Source organism: Prevotella sp. HJM029 (assembly GCF_000599605.1).
Lineage (GTDB): Bacteria > Bacteroidota > Bacteroidia > Bacteroidales > Bacteroidaceae > Prevotella.
In genome coordinates, this window is sequence record NZ_AZHT01000027.1 from 36,029 (window position 1) to 51,063 (window position 15,035).

Consider the following 15,035-nt stretch of genomic DNA (forward strand, 5'->3'; position numbering starts at 1 on the left):
TGTTGTGCCTTGGTTTATAATAATTGCGCCAAATCGGTAATCACCTGGTCGGGAAAGGTCTCATCATACTGTTCATTGGTCCAGCTTTCGCCCTTGAACCAAACGGCTTGACAACCAATTTTCTTCGCTGGCTCAATGTCTTTATAAAAACTATCGCCCACCACTACCACTTCGGATGGCGAGAGGTTTAAGCAGTCAACACCCATCTTGTAAATGCGTGGGTCGGGCTTTCGAATGCCCACCATGGCACTCTCTACCACATCGTTGAAGAGATGATTCAACTGAAACTCTCGCAAAACGGTGTTCACATTGCCATAGAAATTGCTCACCAGCACCATGGGATAGTGCGCATGGAGTTGCGTTAACACGTCACGACTATGCGCCGTGGTGCACAACACGCCAGCATAAATATCATGCAACAACTGTGCGTGAGCCTGTTGAAGAGTGGCCTCATCGACGCTCCAATAGGCTTTCTCACGCAGAAAATCGAGCTCTAATTGCAGTTTAACCGAGAGTGTTTGCCGAAACGTGAAGTTGGGTTCTATCAGCGTCGTGCTACCCAACGTGCGCTCACCATGCACATAAGCCTTGCGAAACTGCGCCTCGGTGATGGGCAATTGTTGCCGCTCATAAGCGTGCCACAACACCTTTCCCCAGTGATGTCCCTCGGTATCGAGTGTGCCACCATAATCAAAAATATATCCTTTTATCATCCTTCTATTCCTTTGTTGCGCCATTGTTTTGCTGCAAAGCATTCAATTGTATTGTCAATGCACGGCAAAGCAGCTCGTGACGGCGGTGCATATAGACATACATGCCTTGCATAACAGAGATTTCGAACAGCGGATAAATCCACACTTCGTTGGTCAAACAAGCCACATAGCACACGATGGCGCGCAAATTAAACGTGAGCAAATTGGTGTATTTCATCAGGGGGCGCGACCCTTGCAAAAATGCTTCGCGAATGGCTTCGGGCTTATCGCTCTGCTGCCACGCTTGAAAGAACTGCTGAAAAGCGGGCGTGCGCTTCTCTTGGCTCTTGCAATAGTTGGCATAGTTGCGATAGAATACGTGTGCCCAAAAAGCACCTTTCTTCGGCAAACCTTTCAACACCGCTTGTTGCTGTGCAGAATGATCCAACTCACTACCTGCTTTTCCTTTTAAAAAGAAGAGATGAATCTGCCGATAATAATCAGACAATGAGCTTTGCGGAGCATGCATCAAAAATCCGGCAACACAGCACAACACCCAGCTCAACCAGCCCCATGGCTCGTGCGTGAAAGGCAAGTCTTGGTGATACAACCGCAATGCAATAGCCACATAAATAGCGAAAAACCACACATCGCCCGAGAAACCATCGAGCATTCGCCCAATCAACGTTTTTTTACCCGTGAGACGTGCCATCTGACCATCGGTCGAATCGCAGAAATTTGCCAACATCAACAGCACCACACCCACGACATTATGCGCCACATCCTCATAATAGAACATGCAGCCCGCACCCACACCCAAGAAGATGGAAAGGATGGTGATGGCGTTGGGATGAACGCCCAACTTGTTCCAAAACAATGCAAACACCAAGCCGATGGGACGCGTGAAATGCACATCCAGCCACTCCTCGGTATCGTTTGATTTGAAAGATGCCTGCAACAAGGTTTTAAATTCGCTCATTTCGTTTCGTTTAAATAGTTATCTTTCACCCACGCAACAATAGCCTTTGCTGCTGCTTCCCGGCAACGCGAAAAGCTGGGCCAGTCGTTAAAATCAATCAAAAAGAAATTGCCCGAAGGCGCAACAATCACATCGCCACCATAGACCTCAACACCCGTCAGCGCAGCTACCTGCTCGACCATGGCTTGCAGTTGTGCGGCATCAAAGGCATAATGATGCGCCAAACCATTGCGTTGCTCGTCGCCAAACTTCGAAATACCATCATCCGACGGATAGAAATATTGGAAAAAACCTCCCGCCACACCATAGAATTTCAACAAGTCGCCTGGAAGATGGGCCTCGACCACCCAATCGGTGATGCCGCGTTGCACAAAAAGCTGCTGCTGCATGGTCAAGGCTTCCTTATCTCGACAAAACACCACATCGCCTTGCTCCTGCGCCGAAGCATCACCGCGTTTCAGCCAATAGCCCGCATTGCCCTCAGTTGGCGGAAGCGGAATGGCATGGGCTTGCAACGCGCGATGCAACACGCTGCGCACGCACTGCGCCACGCTCTCGGCCGCATTCACCACCCGTTTGCCGGCCTTCTCGGCCTCGGCCAGCTGTTGCAACACGGCAGCACTACGCGCCATCGTGAGATAAAGGTCGGCCGGAGGCAAACCTGCTATCCGCACCTGCTCCTCAGTAACCCACACAACGGGCTGTTGCAAACCCTCGACAACGGCCTGGAGAATAGCATAATCGTTTTCAACCGAATGGGGCGAAAAGCACCTATCACGGGCTATGGCAACAATTTTCATTTCAAAAATGCTTCAGCTTTGGTGATGTCCGAGGCATGATCAATGTCCATCACCTTTGAAAAGGCATGGGCTTTGAGCCGCTTTCCATCGGCAATCAGCGCACGTTGAAAATTGCGCATGCGGCTTTCTCCACGCTGCATGCAGCCGTGAAGGGTTTGAAAGGCGTCGGCCGTCAGACCGTAAATGCCCCCCGAGATATATTGAAAATGGGCGGTGTTTGCATCAAAAAAGCCCGTCACATTCATGTCGGCATCTGTTCCCACATAGAGCGGGCTTTCGTCGTCAACATAATCGGTCACACCCATCACCCCATCATAGCCAGCCACCAACTGCTGCCGAAAAACATCGATATAGTCGCGAAATTCATCCTCACGAAACATAGTGTCGACAGTGGTCAGCACGAAAGGCGCGCGCGGCATCGTCTGGCTCAAAGCATAAAAACTATGCATTGAACTGGGCGTGGTTTGCACGATATAGTGCAAAGGCAACGTCATGCCATCCAACCCCTGCTGGCGAAGCCGAGCAAGATGCTGCTCAACCTCGGGACGCAGGTTGTTGCAAATGATGGCTATCTGCTCGGCATCGTTTGCCATAAAGATGCGGATGAGCCGGTCTATCAGATGCTCACCATGGATGCTCACCAAAGGTTTGGGTGCCTGAACACCTTCTTTTGCTAAGCGCGAGCCCTCGCCCGCTGCAATAATTGCATAATTCATATCGTGGAATGAAAATACTGTTTATCGGCACAAAGGTACACATTAATCAATACATCACGAAAACCTTTTGTGATATTTTGTTTTCCATCAGAGCGGTCATCCCGCTTCTCTCCACGCATTGCACACCTTTTTCACACTATTTTCGCCCGCCTTCAAACGTCATGCGCAGCACCCTTATGCCGAAAAGCATGCCATTTTGCCCCGCAATCCACACCACTTTGCATTCGAATAACGCCGCTTTTACACCTTAATCCATGCCCTTTTGCATAGGGGTGTTTTCAGAATTAAATAACCCATCAGAGGGTCTGCAAGGGTTGTTTTCCGAAAAAGATGCCCATTCGGAGGGTCTGCGAGGGTTGTTTTCAAAATTTGACGCCCAATCGGAGGGTCTGCAAGGGACTTTTACATCGCGCATATTCCCATTCGGTGGGCAGAAAGGGCTGTTTCCTCCTTGTAAAACAGCTTCGGGCACGCCGAATCACCCATTACATCCTTGCAAAATGGCTTCGGGCGCGCCCGAACACGTTTTGCGTCACTTTTCGATTGAAAAATATTGAGATAGCCCGCGCCTTCCTTAGTTTTTTTATTAACTTTGCACCACATTATATATATTGAGGATAGACACCAGATGGAGAAAGACTATTTTACACAGACGCTGACCGAAACCGTTAAAGTGCTTTCGCAAAGCGACTCGCTCAATGGTTTGTGCCTGCAACATCGCGATAGTCATCCCCTCCCCTCGGGCGAAACGCTCAAAGAAATGATTGCATTGGCGCGTGCTATTCTCTTTCCCGGCTATTATGGCGAGTCAACCATCAATGCAAAAACCATTTCCTATCATATTGGCGTGAACATGGAACGGCTGCAAAAGCTGCTCGAAGAACAGATTTTTGCTGCACTCTGCATTGCTGATTGCTCGGAACAGATTGATGCCGAGGTGACCTTGGCACGCCGAAAAAAGGTTGAAATGCTTGCCACAAAATTCATGATGCGCCTGCCTGCCATTCGCGAAATGTTGGGAAAAGACATCGAAGCGGCCTACAACGGCGACCCTGCGGCCGAGAGCTTGGTGGAGATTATTTGCTGCTACCCAGCACTCAAAGCACTCATCAATTATCGCCTTGCACACGAACTATATCTGTTAGAAGTGCCACTCATTCCGCGCATGATGAGCGAACAGGCCCACTCCGAAACAGGCATTGACATTCACCCCGGAGCAACCATTGGCGAATATTTCACCATTGACCACGGCACAGGCGTGGTGATTGGTGCCACATGCATCATCGGCAACAACGTGAAACTTTACCAAGGTGTGACATTAGGCGCGAAAAGTTTCCCCTTAGACAAAGCTGGGAACCCCATAAAAGGCATTCCGCGCCATCCCATCATCGGCGACAATGTGGTGATTTATTCTAACGCAACGGTGCTGGGACGCATCACCATTGGCAGCGATTGCGTGATTGGTGCCAACACATGGGTGCAGGATGATATGCGCCCAAAGACGAAGAAATATAAAAAGATTAAAAAGGATAGTTTAGACATTCAATACAACAATGGAACAGGAATTTGAACTCATTGCCAAAACATTTATGGGACTTGAAGCCGTTTTGGCACAAGAGCTCACGCAATTAGGAGCCAACAACATACAGATAGGGCGTCGCATGGTGGCGTTTACAGGCAATCAAGAGATGATGTATCGGGCGAACTTCCAACTCAGAACAGCCATCAGAATCTTGAAACCCATCGCGCATTTCAAAGCTCGCTCGGCTGAAGACATGTACGATGAAGTGAGGAAAATTGACTGGAGCCAATATATTGAACACGGAAAAACATTCAGTGTCGACTCGGTGGTCTACTCCGAAGAGTTTCGCAACTCTCGCTTTGTCACCTACAAAGTGAAAGATGCCATCGTCGACCAGTTTCGTGAAGCCACCGGAACCCGCCCTAATATCAGCGTGAGCAATCCCGACATCCGTCTGAATATTCATATTGCCGAAGACCAAGCCACACTGAGTTTAGACTCCAGTGGCGAGAGTTTGCATCGTCGTGGCTATCGGCAAGAAAGCGTTGAAGCCCCCCTTAACGAGGTGTTGGCGGCTGGAATGATTTTGATGAGCGGCTGGAAAGCTGACACCGATTTCATTGATCCCATGTGCGGCTCGGGCACATTGCTCATCGAGGCTGCACTCATCGCACGCAACATCAATCCCGGTGTGTTTCGCAAAGCCTTTGCATTCGAGAAATGGCCCGACTTCAATCAAGAACTCTTCGACACCATCTACAACGATGATTCGCAAGAACGCGACTTCGCCCACCACATCTATGGCTATGATGTCGACATGAAAGCCGTGAACACAGCGCGGCTCAATGTGAAAGCTGCAGGTCTCAGCCAAACGATAATAGTGGAACAACAAGACTTCAAAGACTTTAAAAAGCCCACCGAAAAGAGCATCATCATGACCAACCCTCCCTATGGCGAGCGCATCTCTACACCCGACCTTTTAGGCACCTACAAGATGATTGGCGAACGTCTGAAGCATGAGTTTGGCGGCAACGAAGCCTGGATTTTGAGCTATCGCGAAGAATGTTTCGAACAAATCGGATTGAAACCCAGCATCAAAATCCCACTCTACAACGGCAGCTTGGAATGTGAGTTCCGCAAATATGCCCTCTTCGATGGAAAGATGAAAGCCTTCAGGGCTGAAGGAGGTGTGGTGAAAAGCGAGCGCGAAAAGCGTGAGATGGCACAGAAACATCGCTTCAAAAAGAACCGAGAGTTTAAACAACACTTAGATAATGACGGCGAACAGGCCGACAACCAACACTCGCATTTCAAACATGCGAAACGGGATGTGCGCAGTGAAGACGCGCGAAAACCCTTCCGCTCGCATAAAGGTGAGGACCATGCTGATGTGCAAGAACAAAACAATCAAAAATATAAACTGTTAGGCCACCGCTACGAAAAGCGCGATCGCAAACGCACAAAGACGGAGCGAAAGCGTGGCGGAGCCAACGAAAGAAACAATCATTTTCAAGAAGACGAGTAAAATGAAAAAAGCTGTTACCTTTATTTTCACCCTGCTATCGATATTTACACCATTGCAAGCACAGGATTTAAAACCGCTCACCTTAGAAGATTTAAACTTCGGCGGGAAGAATTATTACCGCATGATTCCGCAAAATCGCTACACCACTTGGTGGGGCGATGTGCTGGTGCGCTTAGATGTTGAAGATTGCTTTGTGGTCGACAAAACTACAGGAAAAGAGACAAAACTCTTTTCTCTAAACGACCTCAATGCTTGGAGTGGCTCGGAACTCCGACATCTTTACAACCTACAATTCCCCGAACTAAGCAAGACATGGGTGTGGATAAATGATGGAAAGCATCGTCGTCTGTTTGATTGGAAAGCGAAAAAGACACTCTGGCAAAGTGATTTAGAAAAAGCAAAACATGCGCAAGCCGAAAGTTTTTCTGCTGTTTCACGGAACTTAGCCTATGTAAAAGACCATCAATTGCATGTGTTGGATGCCCAAGGAAACAACCGGCAACTGACAACAGATGGCAGCAAAAACATTGTTTATGGCCAGTCGGTGCATCGCAATGAGTTTGGTATCAACGGCGGACTCTTTTGGAATGGCGATGGAACAAAATTGGCTTTCTATCGCATGGATCAATCTATGGTGGCCGATTATCCACAAGTTGATATTCCCGAACTCGATTGGAAGCCCAAGGATGGAGAGAGCAGAATGGCCACATTAGACCCTGATCCCTACCCCATGGCAGGCGAAACATCGCATCAAGTGACCATAGGGGTATATGATGTGAAGACACAAAAGGTGGTTTATTTGCAAACAGCTAATCCTGTTGACCGCTATTTCACCAACCTTTCGTGGTCGCCTGATGGGAAAAATATCTATCTCTTTGAGCTCAATCGCGATCAGAACGATTGCCAACTCATTTGCTACGATGCTACAACAGGGCAGAAATTGCAAGAGGTATACCGCGAAACCGACAGCAAATATGTAGAACCACAACACCCTATTACTTTCCTACCTTGGGATAAAGATAAATTTATTCTGTGGAGTCAGAAAGATGGTTACACACACCTTTATTTATATAACACTGCAGGAAAGGAATTGAAACAAATCACCAAGGGGCAATGGGTGGTGCTCAATCTTTTGGGCTTTGATGCCAAACGCAAAGCCATCATCATTGAAAGCAACGAGCTAAGCCCCATACAAAAGAATATTTTCAGCGTTGCTATCAACACAGGAAAACGCACTATGATAGATGAAAACGGTGCTGGTTGGCATTCAGGAGCACTCTCTCCAAGTGGGACTTACTTGGTTGACAACTATCAAACGCCAACAACTCCACGCAAGATAGCAATTGTTAATACAGAAATTCGCCAACATACAACTTATTTTTCGGCTAATGATCCGTGGCAAGGCTACACTGTCCCCACCTATGAACTGGGTAAAATCAAGGCTGCCGATGGCGTAACCGACTTGTATTATCGCATGGTGAAGCCCTTAAACTTCGATCCCAATAAGAAATATCCCACCATCGTTTATGTTTATGGCGGTCCACATGCCCACAATGTGGATGCACGATGGCACTATGGAAGCCGTGGATGGGAGACCTATATGGCCGAAAAAGGCTACCTCTTATTCATCTTAGACAACCGTGGAAGCGAACATCGAGGAAAGGCATTCGAGCAAGTTACGTTCCGACAATTGGGCGAAGAAGAGATGAAAGACCAAATGCAAGGTGTGGCATTCCTAAAATCTCTGCCTTATGTTGATGCTAATCGCATGGGGATTCATGGCTGGAGCTTCGGTGGATTTATGACCATCAACCTCATGACCACCTATCCCGATGTATTTAAAGTGGGAGTAGCCGGCGGTCCAGTCATTGATTGGAAATGGTATGAAGTGATGTATGGCGAGCGCTATATGGACACACCACAGACCAATCCCGAAGGCTATGCTAAATGCAGTCTGTTGCCAAAGGCTAAGAACTTAAAAGGAAAGCTGCAAATTATCATCGGCTTGAACGACCCTGTCGTTGTTCCTCAACATGCGTTCTCGTTCTTAAAAGCTTGTATTCAAGACGGCACACAACCCGACTTTTTCGTCTATCCCGGTGAGCCCCATAACATGAGAGGCCACCAAAGTGTGCACCTCCACGAGCGAATCAGTCAATATTTCTTTGATTATTTAAAATAACCCTATCATGAAGTTGTTATTAATAGGAGCAGGAGGCCGCGAGCATGCCTTAGCTTGGAAAATGGCTCAAAGCCCACAATGTGATAAACTTTATATTGCACCAGGCAATGCTGGCACGAAGAATTGCGGAGAGAACGTACCCATTTCCGTCAACGACTTTGAAAAGTTGAAAGCCTTTTGCGTCGATAATCAGGTTGATATGGTTGTCGTTGGACCTGAGGATCCTTTAGTAAATGGCATCTATGATGACTTCAAAGCTGATGTACGCACAAAAAACATTCCCGTAATTGGACCATCAAAAGCTGGTGCAATGCTCGAAGGTAGCAAGGATTTTGCAAAAGCTTTCATGCAACGCCACAACATTCCCACCGCAAAATATAAAACCATCAGCAAAGACAATCTTGAAGAAGGCCTGCAATTCCTCTCCGAGTTGCAAGCTCCTTACGTGCTAAAGGCCGATGGTTTGTGCGCGGGGAAAGGCGTTTTAATCTTGCCCACATTAGAAGAAGCACAAAAGGAACTGCGCGAAATGCTCGAAGGCATGTTTGGTAATGCCAGCACCCACGTAGTGATTGAGGAGTTTTTGAGTGGTATAGAATGCAGTGTTTTCGTGCTCACTGATGGAAAAAACTATCAAATCCTGCCAGAAGCAAAAGACTACAAACGCATTGGCGAACACGACACAGGACTAAACACAGGAGGAATGGGTAGCATATCGCCAGTTCCCTTCGCCACAAAAGACTGGATGCAAAAGGTGGAAGAGCGCATCATTCGCCCAACGATTGCTGGTCTGAAGCAAGAGCACATCGACTATAAAGGATTTATATTCTTCGGGCTCATCAATGTAAAGGGCAATCCAATGGTCATAGAATATAACTGCCGCATGGGCGATCCTGAGACAGAAAGCGTGATGTTGCGCATCAAAAGTGACTTAGTAGATTTGTTTAATGGTGTGGCCGAAGGCAATTTAAATACACGAACACTCACCTTTGACGAGCGTGCAGCTGTTTGTGTGATGCTTGTAAGTGGAGGTTACCCAGGGCATTATCAAAAAGGATTTCCCATACACGGACTTAAAGACACTCGTGAAAGTGTCATCTTCCACAGCGGAACGGCCGAACAAAAAAACGAGATAGTAACCCATGGTGGGCGCGTGTTGGCCATTTCCTCCTATGGTAAAGATAAAGAAGAGGCACTTCAGAAAAGCTTTGCAACGGCACAGAAGATAACGTTTGAAGGCAAATATTTCAGAAGTGATATTGGAAAAGATTTGTAAATGGTAAAGAAAAGAAGACAAGAAAAGATCGTTAACAGCCGACTGCTATTCCCCATCATCTTGATTTATAGCACCCTTCTCATAGCGTTAATGTGGAATAGCCAGCCACAAATGTGGATGCAAGGGCTCAGCATTGCATCCACAACCCTTTTCATGCTCGCACTCAACAACCGCTATGCACTGCTACGCGTGTATAGCCGTATGGTTTCTATTGCCTATTTAGTGTTGTCGATGATGCTCTTGCAAGAACCATTCGGCTTAGCCGAGAGCATCATCCCGGTGTGTTTCGCGGCCTTTTTCTTTATTCTTTTCAATGCCTACCAAGACCGACAACAGGCTGGAACCATCTTCTATGCCTTTAGTTTTATCGGTGTTTCAAGCATCTTCTGTCCTCAAATTCTCTATTTTGTACCCCTATTTTGGTTCATTCTCATCGTCTTTATCCTGGCTTTTAGTTTCCGCACTTTCATCGCCTCAATCTTAGGTCTGCTGCTACCTTATTGGTTTCTTGCAGGCTACTATTGTTATAAAGGTACACCTGCCCAGATTATATCACACATCACAGCGATAGTACAAACTAAAGATTTCTTCCATTACACCATCATCAACGAGCACCAATGGGTGAATCTTGCTGTGGTTACGCTCTTGAGCATCGTGGGCACCATACATTTTTTGCGCAACAGTTATTTAGACAAAATCAAAACACGCATGCTCTATGAAGCCTTCATGATAATTCAATTGGGTTGCATCGGCTTCATTATCTTGTTGCCCGAATACGTAACATTGGGATTAAAACTTATGACGATTCCAACTGCAATTCTCATAGCTCACTTCCTAAGCTTAACTCACACGTGGTTTACCAACATTGCATTCCAAGCCATTGTAGTCTTGCTTCTCCTCCTCACAATTTATAATTTATGGATTCCATCATTACTTTTTTAATTGATTGGGGAGCATGGGGTATGCTCTTTTCAGCCTTCTTAGCAGGCAGTTTCTTACCTTTTAGCAGTGAAGCAGTCATGTTAGGACTGCTGGCTGCAGGTGTACATCCATGGCCGCTCATCCTCTATGGCACCGTGGGAAACGTGGCTGGAGGCCTCTTTAATTATGCCATAGGGCGACAAGGGCGATTGGACTGGATTGAAAAATACCTGCACGTGAAACCCGAGAAGTTGCAACGTGCACAACGATTCATGGGTGAACGGGGTGCACTGATGGGCTTTTTTGCTTTCCTTCCATTCATTGGAAGTGCCATCACCATTGCGTTAGGACTGATGCGTGCCAACCTTTTACTATCGACACTCAGTATCACTGCAGGAAAATTCCTGCGCTATGTGCTGTTGGCCATGTCAACAGTTTCGCTCACTGCCTGCACAAATCCCACAGCCAAGTCTACACAAACGCTGATGGTTTCGATTGAACCACTACGCTATTTCGCCGAAGAAATAGCTGGTAATCGTTTTCAGGTAACCACGATGATACCTCAAAACAGCAATCCCGAAACCTATGAACCCACCGCACAACAAATGATTGCGCTCAACGAGAGTCGGCTATTTTTCATGGTAGGTGAGATTGGATTCGAACGCACCTGGTCGAAACGATTGCAGCAAAACGCTCCTCAAACAACGTTTGTCAACACCTCCAATGGCATCAAACTGATAGCACATGGACACGGCATCAGCGATCCCCACACATGGATGAGTTGTCAAAACGCAAACATCATTGCGCGCAACATGCTACAAGCACTCATCCAGTGCTCGCCTAAAGACAGCAGCTATTTTGCAAAGAACTTTCAACAGTTGCAACAAACGATTACACAAACTCAACAAACCCTTGTGGCAATGCTGCAAGGCAAGCACTCTACCTTCCTCATCTACCATCCTTCACTCTCCTATTTTGCCCACGAATATGGTCTGCAACAGCTCACCATCGAAGAAGAAGGACGCGAGCCCAGCGCCCTGCAACTACAACAACTCATTAAGACAGCGCACTTGAAAAAGCCTCGCGTGCTCTTCATGCAAAAAGAGTTTGCCAATCGAAATATTCACGTTGTAGCTGAGAGCACCCACACTAAAATCGTTGAAATCAATCCACTGTCCTACCAATGGCCGCAAGAAATGCGCCACATCGCACAAGCCCTACAATGAGTCAGCCCATCATCCAAATCCAAAAACTCACGGCCGCCTATGCACAAAAGACCGTGCTCCGCAATGTATCGCTCACCATTTACGACGACGATTACTTAGGTATCATAGGCCCTAATGGCGGCGGAAAGACCACGCTCATGAAGCTTATCTTGGGCATGATGAAACCACAGAGCGGAACCATCACCTATTTCAAACAAGGGAAATGCGTCAAACAAATCCGCATGGGCTACCTACCGCAATACACCAATATCGACAAGCACTTTCCCATTGTTGTGAATGACGCAGTGCTTTCGGGCGTCAAAAAACCACTTTTCAAGAGCTATACCGCGCAACAACGGCAGCAAGCCTTGCAAACCCTGCAACAAATGGAACTTGCCGACTTGCAACAACGCCCCATAGGCCAGCTCAGTGGCGGCCAAATACAGCGCGTGTTACTCGCACGTGCCATTGTTGAAAAGCCCGATGTGCTGATTCTTGATGAGCCAAACACCTATATAGACAAGCGATTTCAAGAACAGATGTATCAGATGTTGGCCGACCTCAATCAGCAATGTGCCATCATAATGGTAAGTCACGACATTGCCGAAACAGTGCACTATGCCAAGCACATCGCTTGCGTGAACGAGACATTGTATTACCATCCCACAACCAACATCCCTCAAGATAAGCTCGAAGAGCACTTTCTGCATATTTGAAGTTCCAAACCTGTCAAGGCATAGATGCAAGCTGCTCTGAACATCTGCGCTCCCATCCACATCCAAATCCTTTTCGTTTTTTCATAGAAAACGCACTATCTGCAAACATTGAGCTGTAAAAAGAGCAACAAGCCTATTCCGCAATTACAAAAATGGGCGCTTTTACAAGCCAATATCTATTAGTTAACAACACAAACAAGCGCAAATTCTACGAAAATCTCTTATAGATAAAGGTACGCGAGCATGTTTTTTGACGAAAGATGGCCGAAATAATATTTTTATTACTATTTTTGTACCCAATTTGAACAGCATACAAAGAAAATAACTAAAAAAAGAATAAATTAAAATGGCAGCATTAGGAAAAATCAGAAGTAAAGGTGCCTTGCTGATGGGAATCATCGGCTTGGGCTTGTTTTCCTTCATTGCCGAAGAAGCATTCCGTTCGTGCGAGTCGTCTCGCAATAACGAACGCCAGCAAATCGGCGAAGTTTTAGGTGAGAAAATCAATGTAAACGATTTCCAGAAATTAGTTGATGAATATACCGACGTCATCAAAATGCAACAGGGAACAGATGCATTGAATGATCAACAGCTAAACCAAGTAAAAGATATGGTTTGGAACACCTATATCCAAACCAAGATTGTGGAGAACGAAGCAAAGAAATTGGGCTTACGCGTCACCGATGAAGAGTTACAAAATGTACTAAAACAAGGCACCAACCCCATGCTGATGCAGACACCATTTGTGAACCAACAGACAGGTCGTTTCGATGCCAACGCATTGCAGAAGTTCTTAGCTGAATACGACACGCAACGCAATGCCAATCCGCAGATGGCACAACAATATGAAACCATCTACAAATATTGGACATTCATTGAAAAGACATTGCGCCAGCAACTCTTGGCACAAAAATATCAGGCACTGTTAGCACATTGCATCTTGTCGAACCCTGTGGCAGCGAAGATGGCATTCAACGAAGAAAATCAGGAAAGCCAAATTCAATTGGCTGCCTTCCCTTATAGCACCATTCAAGACGATAAGGTGAAAATCAGTGACAGCGATTTGAAAGAAAAATACAATGAGCTAAAGCCGCGTTTCCGCCAATATGTGGAAAGCCGCGACATCAAATACATTGACATTCAGGTGACACCTTCACAGGCCGACCGCGCTGCTTTGCAAAAAGAATTTGCAGGCTATGCCCATGATTTGGCTACAGCAGAAGACCCAGCCAACGTTGTACGCAAGAGTGCTTCGTTAGTGAATTATCTGGGATTGCCACTCACCAAGGCAGCCTACCCCGCCGATATTGCGGCTAAGCTCGATTCTATGTCAGTTGGACAAACCACGGCTGTAACCGAGAACAAGATGGACAACACGCTTAACCTTGTGCGTTTGCTGGCGAAACAGCAATTGCCCGACTCCATTGAATACCGCCAAATTCAAGTGGGCGGTGCCAACGTCGACGCAGCACATAAAACAGCAGACTCCATTTACACCGCGCTTTCGGCTGGTGCTGACTTCGAAGTCATCGCAAAGAAATACGGACAAACAGGGCAAAAGACCTGGTTGACCAGTCAGCAATATCAAGCTGCACCGTCGATGGACAACGACACGCGCAATTATCTCATGGCACTCAACACCATGGGCGTAAATCAAATAAAGAACATTGCTATGCCACAAGGCAACATTATTGTGCAGGTGCTCACACGCAAAGGCATGACCGAGAAATATACCGCAGCCGTTATCAAGAAGCAGATTGAGTTCTCAAAGGCCACTTATAGTGCGGCTTTCAACAAGTTCTCTGCATTCGTGAGTGCCAATGCAAAGGCCGACGACCTGTTGAAGAATGCGGCAAAGAGCGGCTATCGGGTGCAAGAGGCACGCGACATCACCACATCGACCCACTATTTGGCTAACATCCATGGTACACGTGATGCCCTGAAATGGCTCTTCGAAGCCAAACAAGGAGATGCTTCACAAATGTTTGAATGCGGCGACAACGACCACTTGCTCATTGCAGTGCTCACGAAAATCAATCCTGTGGGCTATCGCGATTTAGACGACGCGCAAGTGAAAGACGTGGTGCGCGCCGAGGTGTTGAAGGACAAGAAGGCCGACATGCTCAAACAAAAGTTGCAAGGTGTGAACAGCATTGCTGCGGCTAAGGCAAAAGGTGGTCAGGTGATGGACATCAACCAAATCACTTTCGCTGCACCGGTCTTCGTTACAGCGTTAGGAGTGAGCGAGCCAGCCTTGAGCGGTGCCGTTTATGCTACGGCTAAAGGTAAATTCACAACACAACCTGTGCAAGGCAATGCCGCCGTTTACGTGTTCCAAGTAACCAATAAAGCTATGCGTCCTGGCAAGTTTAATGATAATGTTATGGAGCAGAAACTGCGTCAACAAGCATTGCAGAATGCAGGCAACTTTATGAATGAACTCTACCTTAATGCCAACGTGGTAGACAACCGTTATCTATTCTTCTAAAAATTACTCACAT

Annotated in this window: 12 protein-coding genes; 8 read left to right on the forward strand and 4 right to left on the reverse strand. The window is 46.9% G+C overall.

Annotated features, from left to right (window positions below; translation table 11 throughout):
• Nucleotides 1–14: 14 nt before the first annotated feature.
• The 4 genes from X919_RS0103060 to X919_RS0103075 are packed head-to-tail and all read right to left on the reverse strand — an operon-like array spanning nucleotide 15 to nucleotide 3,187.
• Nucleotides 15–713 carry an HAD family hydrolase gene (locus X919_RS0103060; RefSeq protein WP_028898972.1) on the reverse strand — a complete coding sequence of 233 codons (699 nt, stop codon included), beginning with the start codon at nucleotides 711–713 and terminating at the stop codon, nucleotides 15–17.
• A 4-nt stretch (nucleotides 714–717) separates the two neighbouring features.
• Nucleotides 718–1,671, reverse strand: coding sequence for a CDP-alcohol phosphatidyltransferase family protein (locus X919_RS0103065; RefSeq protein WP_028898973.1), 954 nt, complete (start codon nucleotides 1,669–1,671; stop codon nucleotides 718–720).
• The gene (locus X919_RS0103070; RefSeq protein WP_028898974.1) at nucleotides 1,668–2,471 is read right to left on the reverse strand and encodes a hypothetical protein; all 804 of its coding nucleotides are present in this window, start codon (nucleotides 2,469–2,471) and stop codon (nucleotides 1,668–1,670) included. The genes X919_RS0103065 and X919_RS0103070 overlap by 4 nt, the downstream gene beginning before the upstream one ends.
• Entirely contained in the window at nucleotides 2,468–3,187 is a 720-nt protein-coding gene (locus tag X919_RS0103075; RefSeq protein WP_028898975.1) for a sugar phosphate nucleotidyltransferase, read from the reverse strand. The genes X919_RS0103070 and X919_RS0103075 overlap by 4 nt, the downstream gene beginning before the upstream one ends.
• 628 nt (nucleotides 3,188–3,815) lie before the next feature.
• Between X919_RS0103075 and epsC the strand changes: the two genes are divergently transcribed.
• The 8 genes from epsC (at nucleotide 3,816) to X919_RS0103130 (ending at nucleotide 15,022) form a co-directional block, all read left to right on the forward strand.
• Nucleotides 3,816–4,757 (forward strand): serine O-acetyltransferase EpsC, encoded by a 942-nt coding sequence (gene epsC / locus X919_RS0103095; RefSeq protein ID WP_028898977.1) that lies wholly within the window; start codon nucleotides 3,816–3,818, stop codon nucleotides 4,755–4,757.
• The gene (locus tag X919_RS0103100) at nucleotides 4,741–6,234 is read left to right on the forward strand and encodes a THUMP domain-containing class I SAM-dependent RNA methyltransferase (protein WP_028898978.1); all 1,494 of its coding nucleotides are present in this window, start codon (nucleotides 4,741–4,743) and stop codon (nucleotides 6,232–6,234) included. Before epsC ends, X919_RS0103100 begins: the two co-directional genes overlap by 17 nt.
• Nucleotide 6,235: 1 nt before the next feature.
• Nucleotides 6,236–8,416 (forward strand): S9 family peptidase, encoded by a 2,181-nt coding sequence (locus X919_RS0103105; protein WP_028898979.1) that lies wholly within the window; start codon nucleotides 6,236–6,238, stop codon nucleotides 8,414–8,416.
• Between the two features lie 7 nt (nucleotides 8,417–8,423).
• Entirely contained in the window at nucleotides 8,424–9,692 is a 1,269-nt protein-coding gene (purD, locus tag X919_RS0103110; RefSeq protein ID WP_028898980.1) for a phosphoribosylamine--glycine ligase, read from the forward strand.
• Nucleotides 9,693–10,634 (forward strand): hypothetical protein, encoded by a 942-nt coding sequence (locus tag X919_RS0103115; protein WP_028898981.1) that lies wholly within the window; start codon nucleotides 9,693–9,695, stop codon nucleotides 10,632–10,634. It abuts the gene before it with no gap.
• A complete protein-coding gene (locus tag X919_RS0103120; protein WP_028898982.1) occupies nucleotides 10,610–11,839 on the forward strand; it encodes a metal ABC transporter solute-binding protein, Zn/Mn family in 1,230 nt (409 codons plus the stop codon). Before X919_RS0103115 ends, X919_RS0103120 begins: the two co-directional genes overlap by 25 nt.
• Nucleotides 11,836–12,534 carry a metal ABC transporter ATP-binding protein gene (locus X919_RS0103125; protein WP_028898983.1) on the forward strand — a complete coding sequence of 233 codons (699 nt, stop codon included), beginning with the start codon at nucleotides 11,836–11,838 and terminating at the stop codon, nucleotides 12,532–12,534. The genes X919_RS0103120 and X919_RS0103125 overlap by 4 nt, the downstream gene beginning before the upstream one ends.
• 346 nt (nucleotides 12,535–12,880) lie before the next feature.
• Nucleotides 12,881–15,022, forward strand: coding sequence for a peptidylprolyl isomerase (locus X919_RS0103130; protein ID WP_028898984.1), 2,142 nt, complete (start codon nucleotides 12,881–12,883; stop codon nucleotides 15,020–15,022).
• The last annotated feature ends 13 nt before the right edge of the window (nucleotides 15,023–15,035 follow it).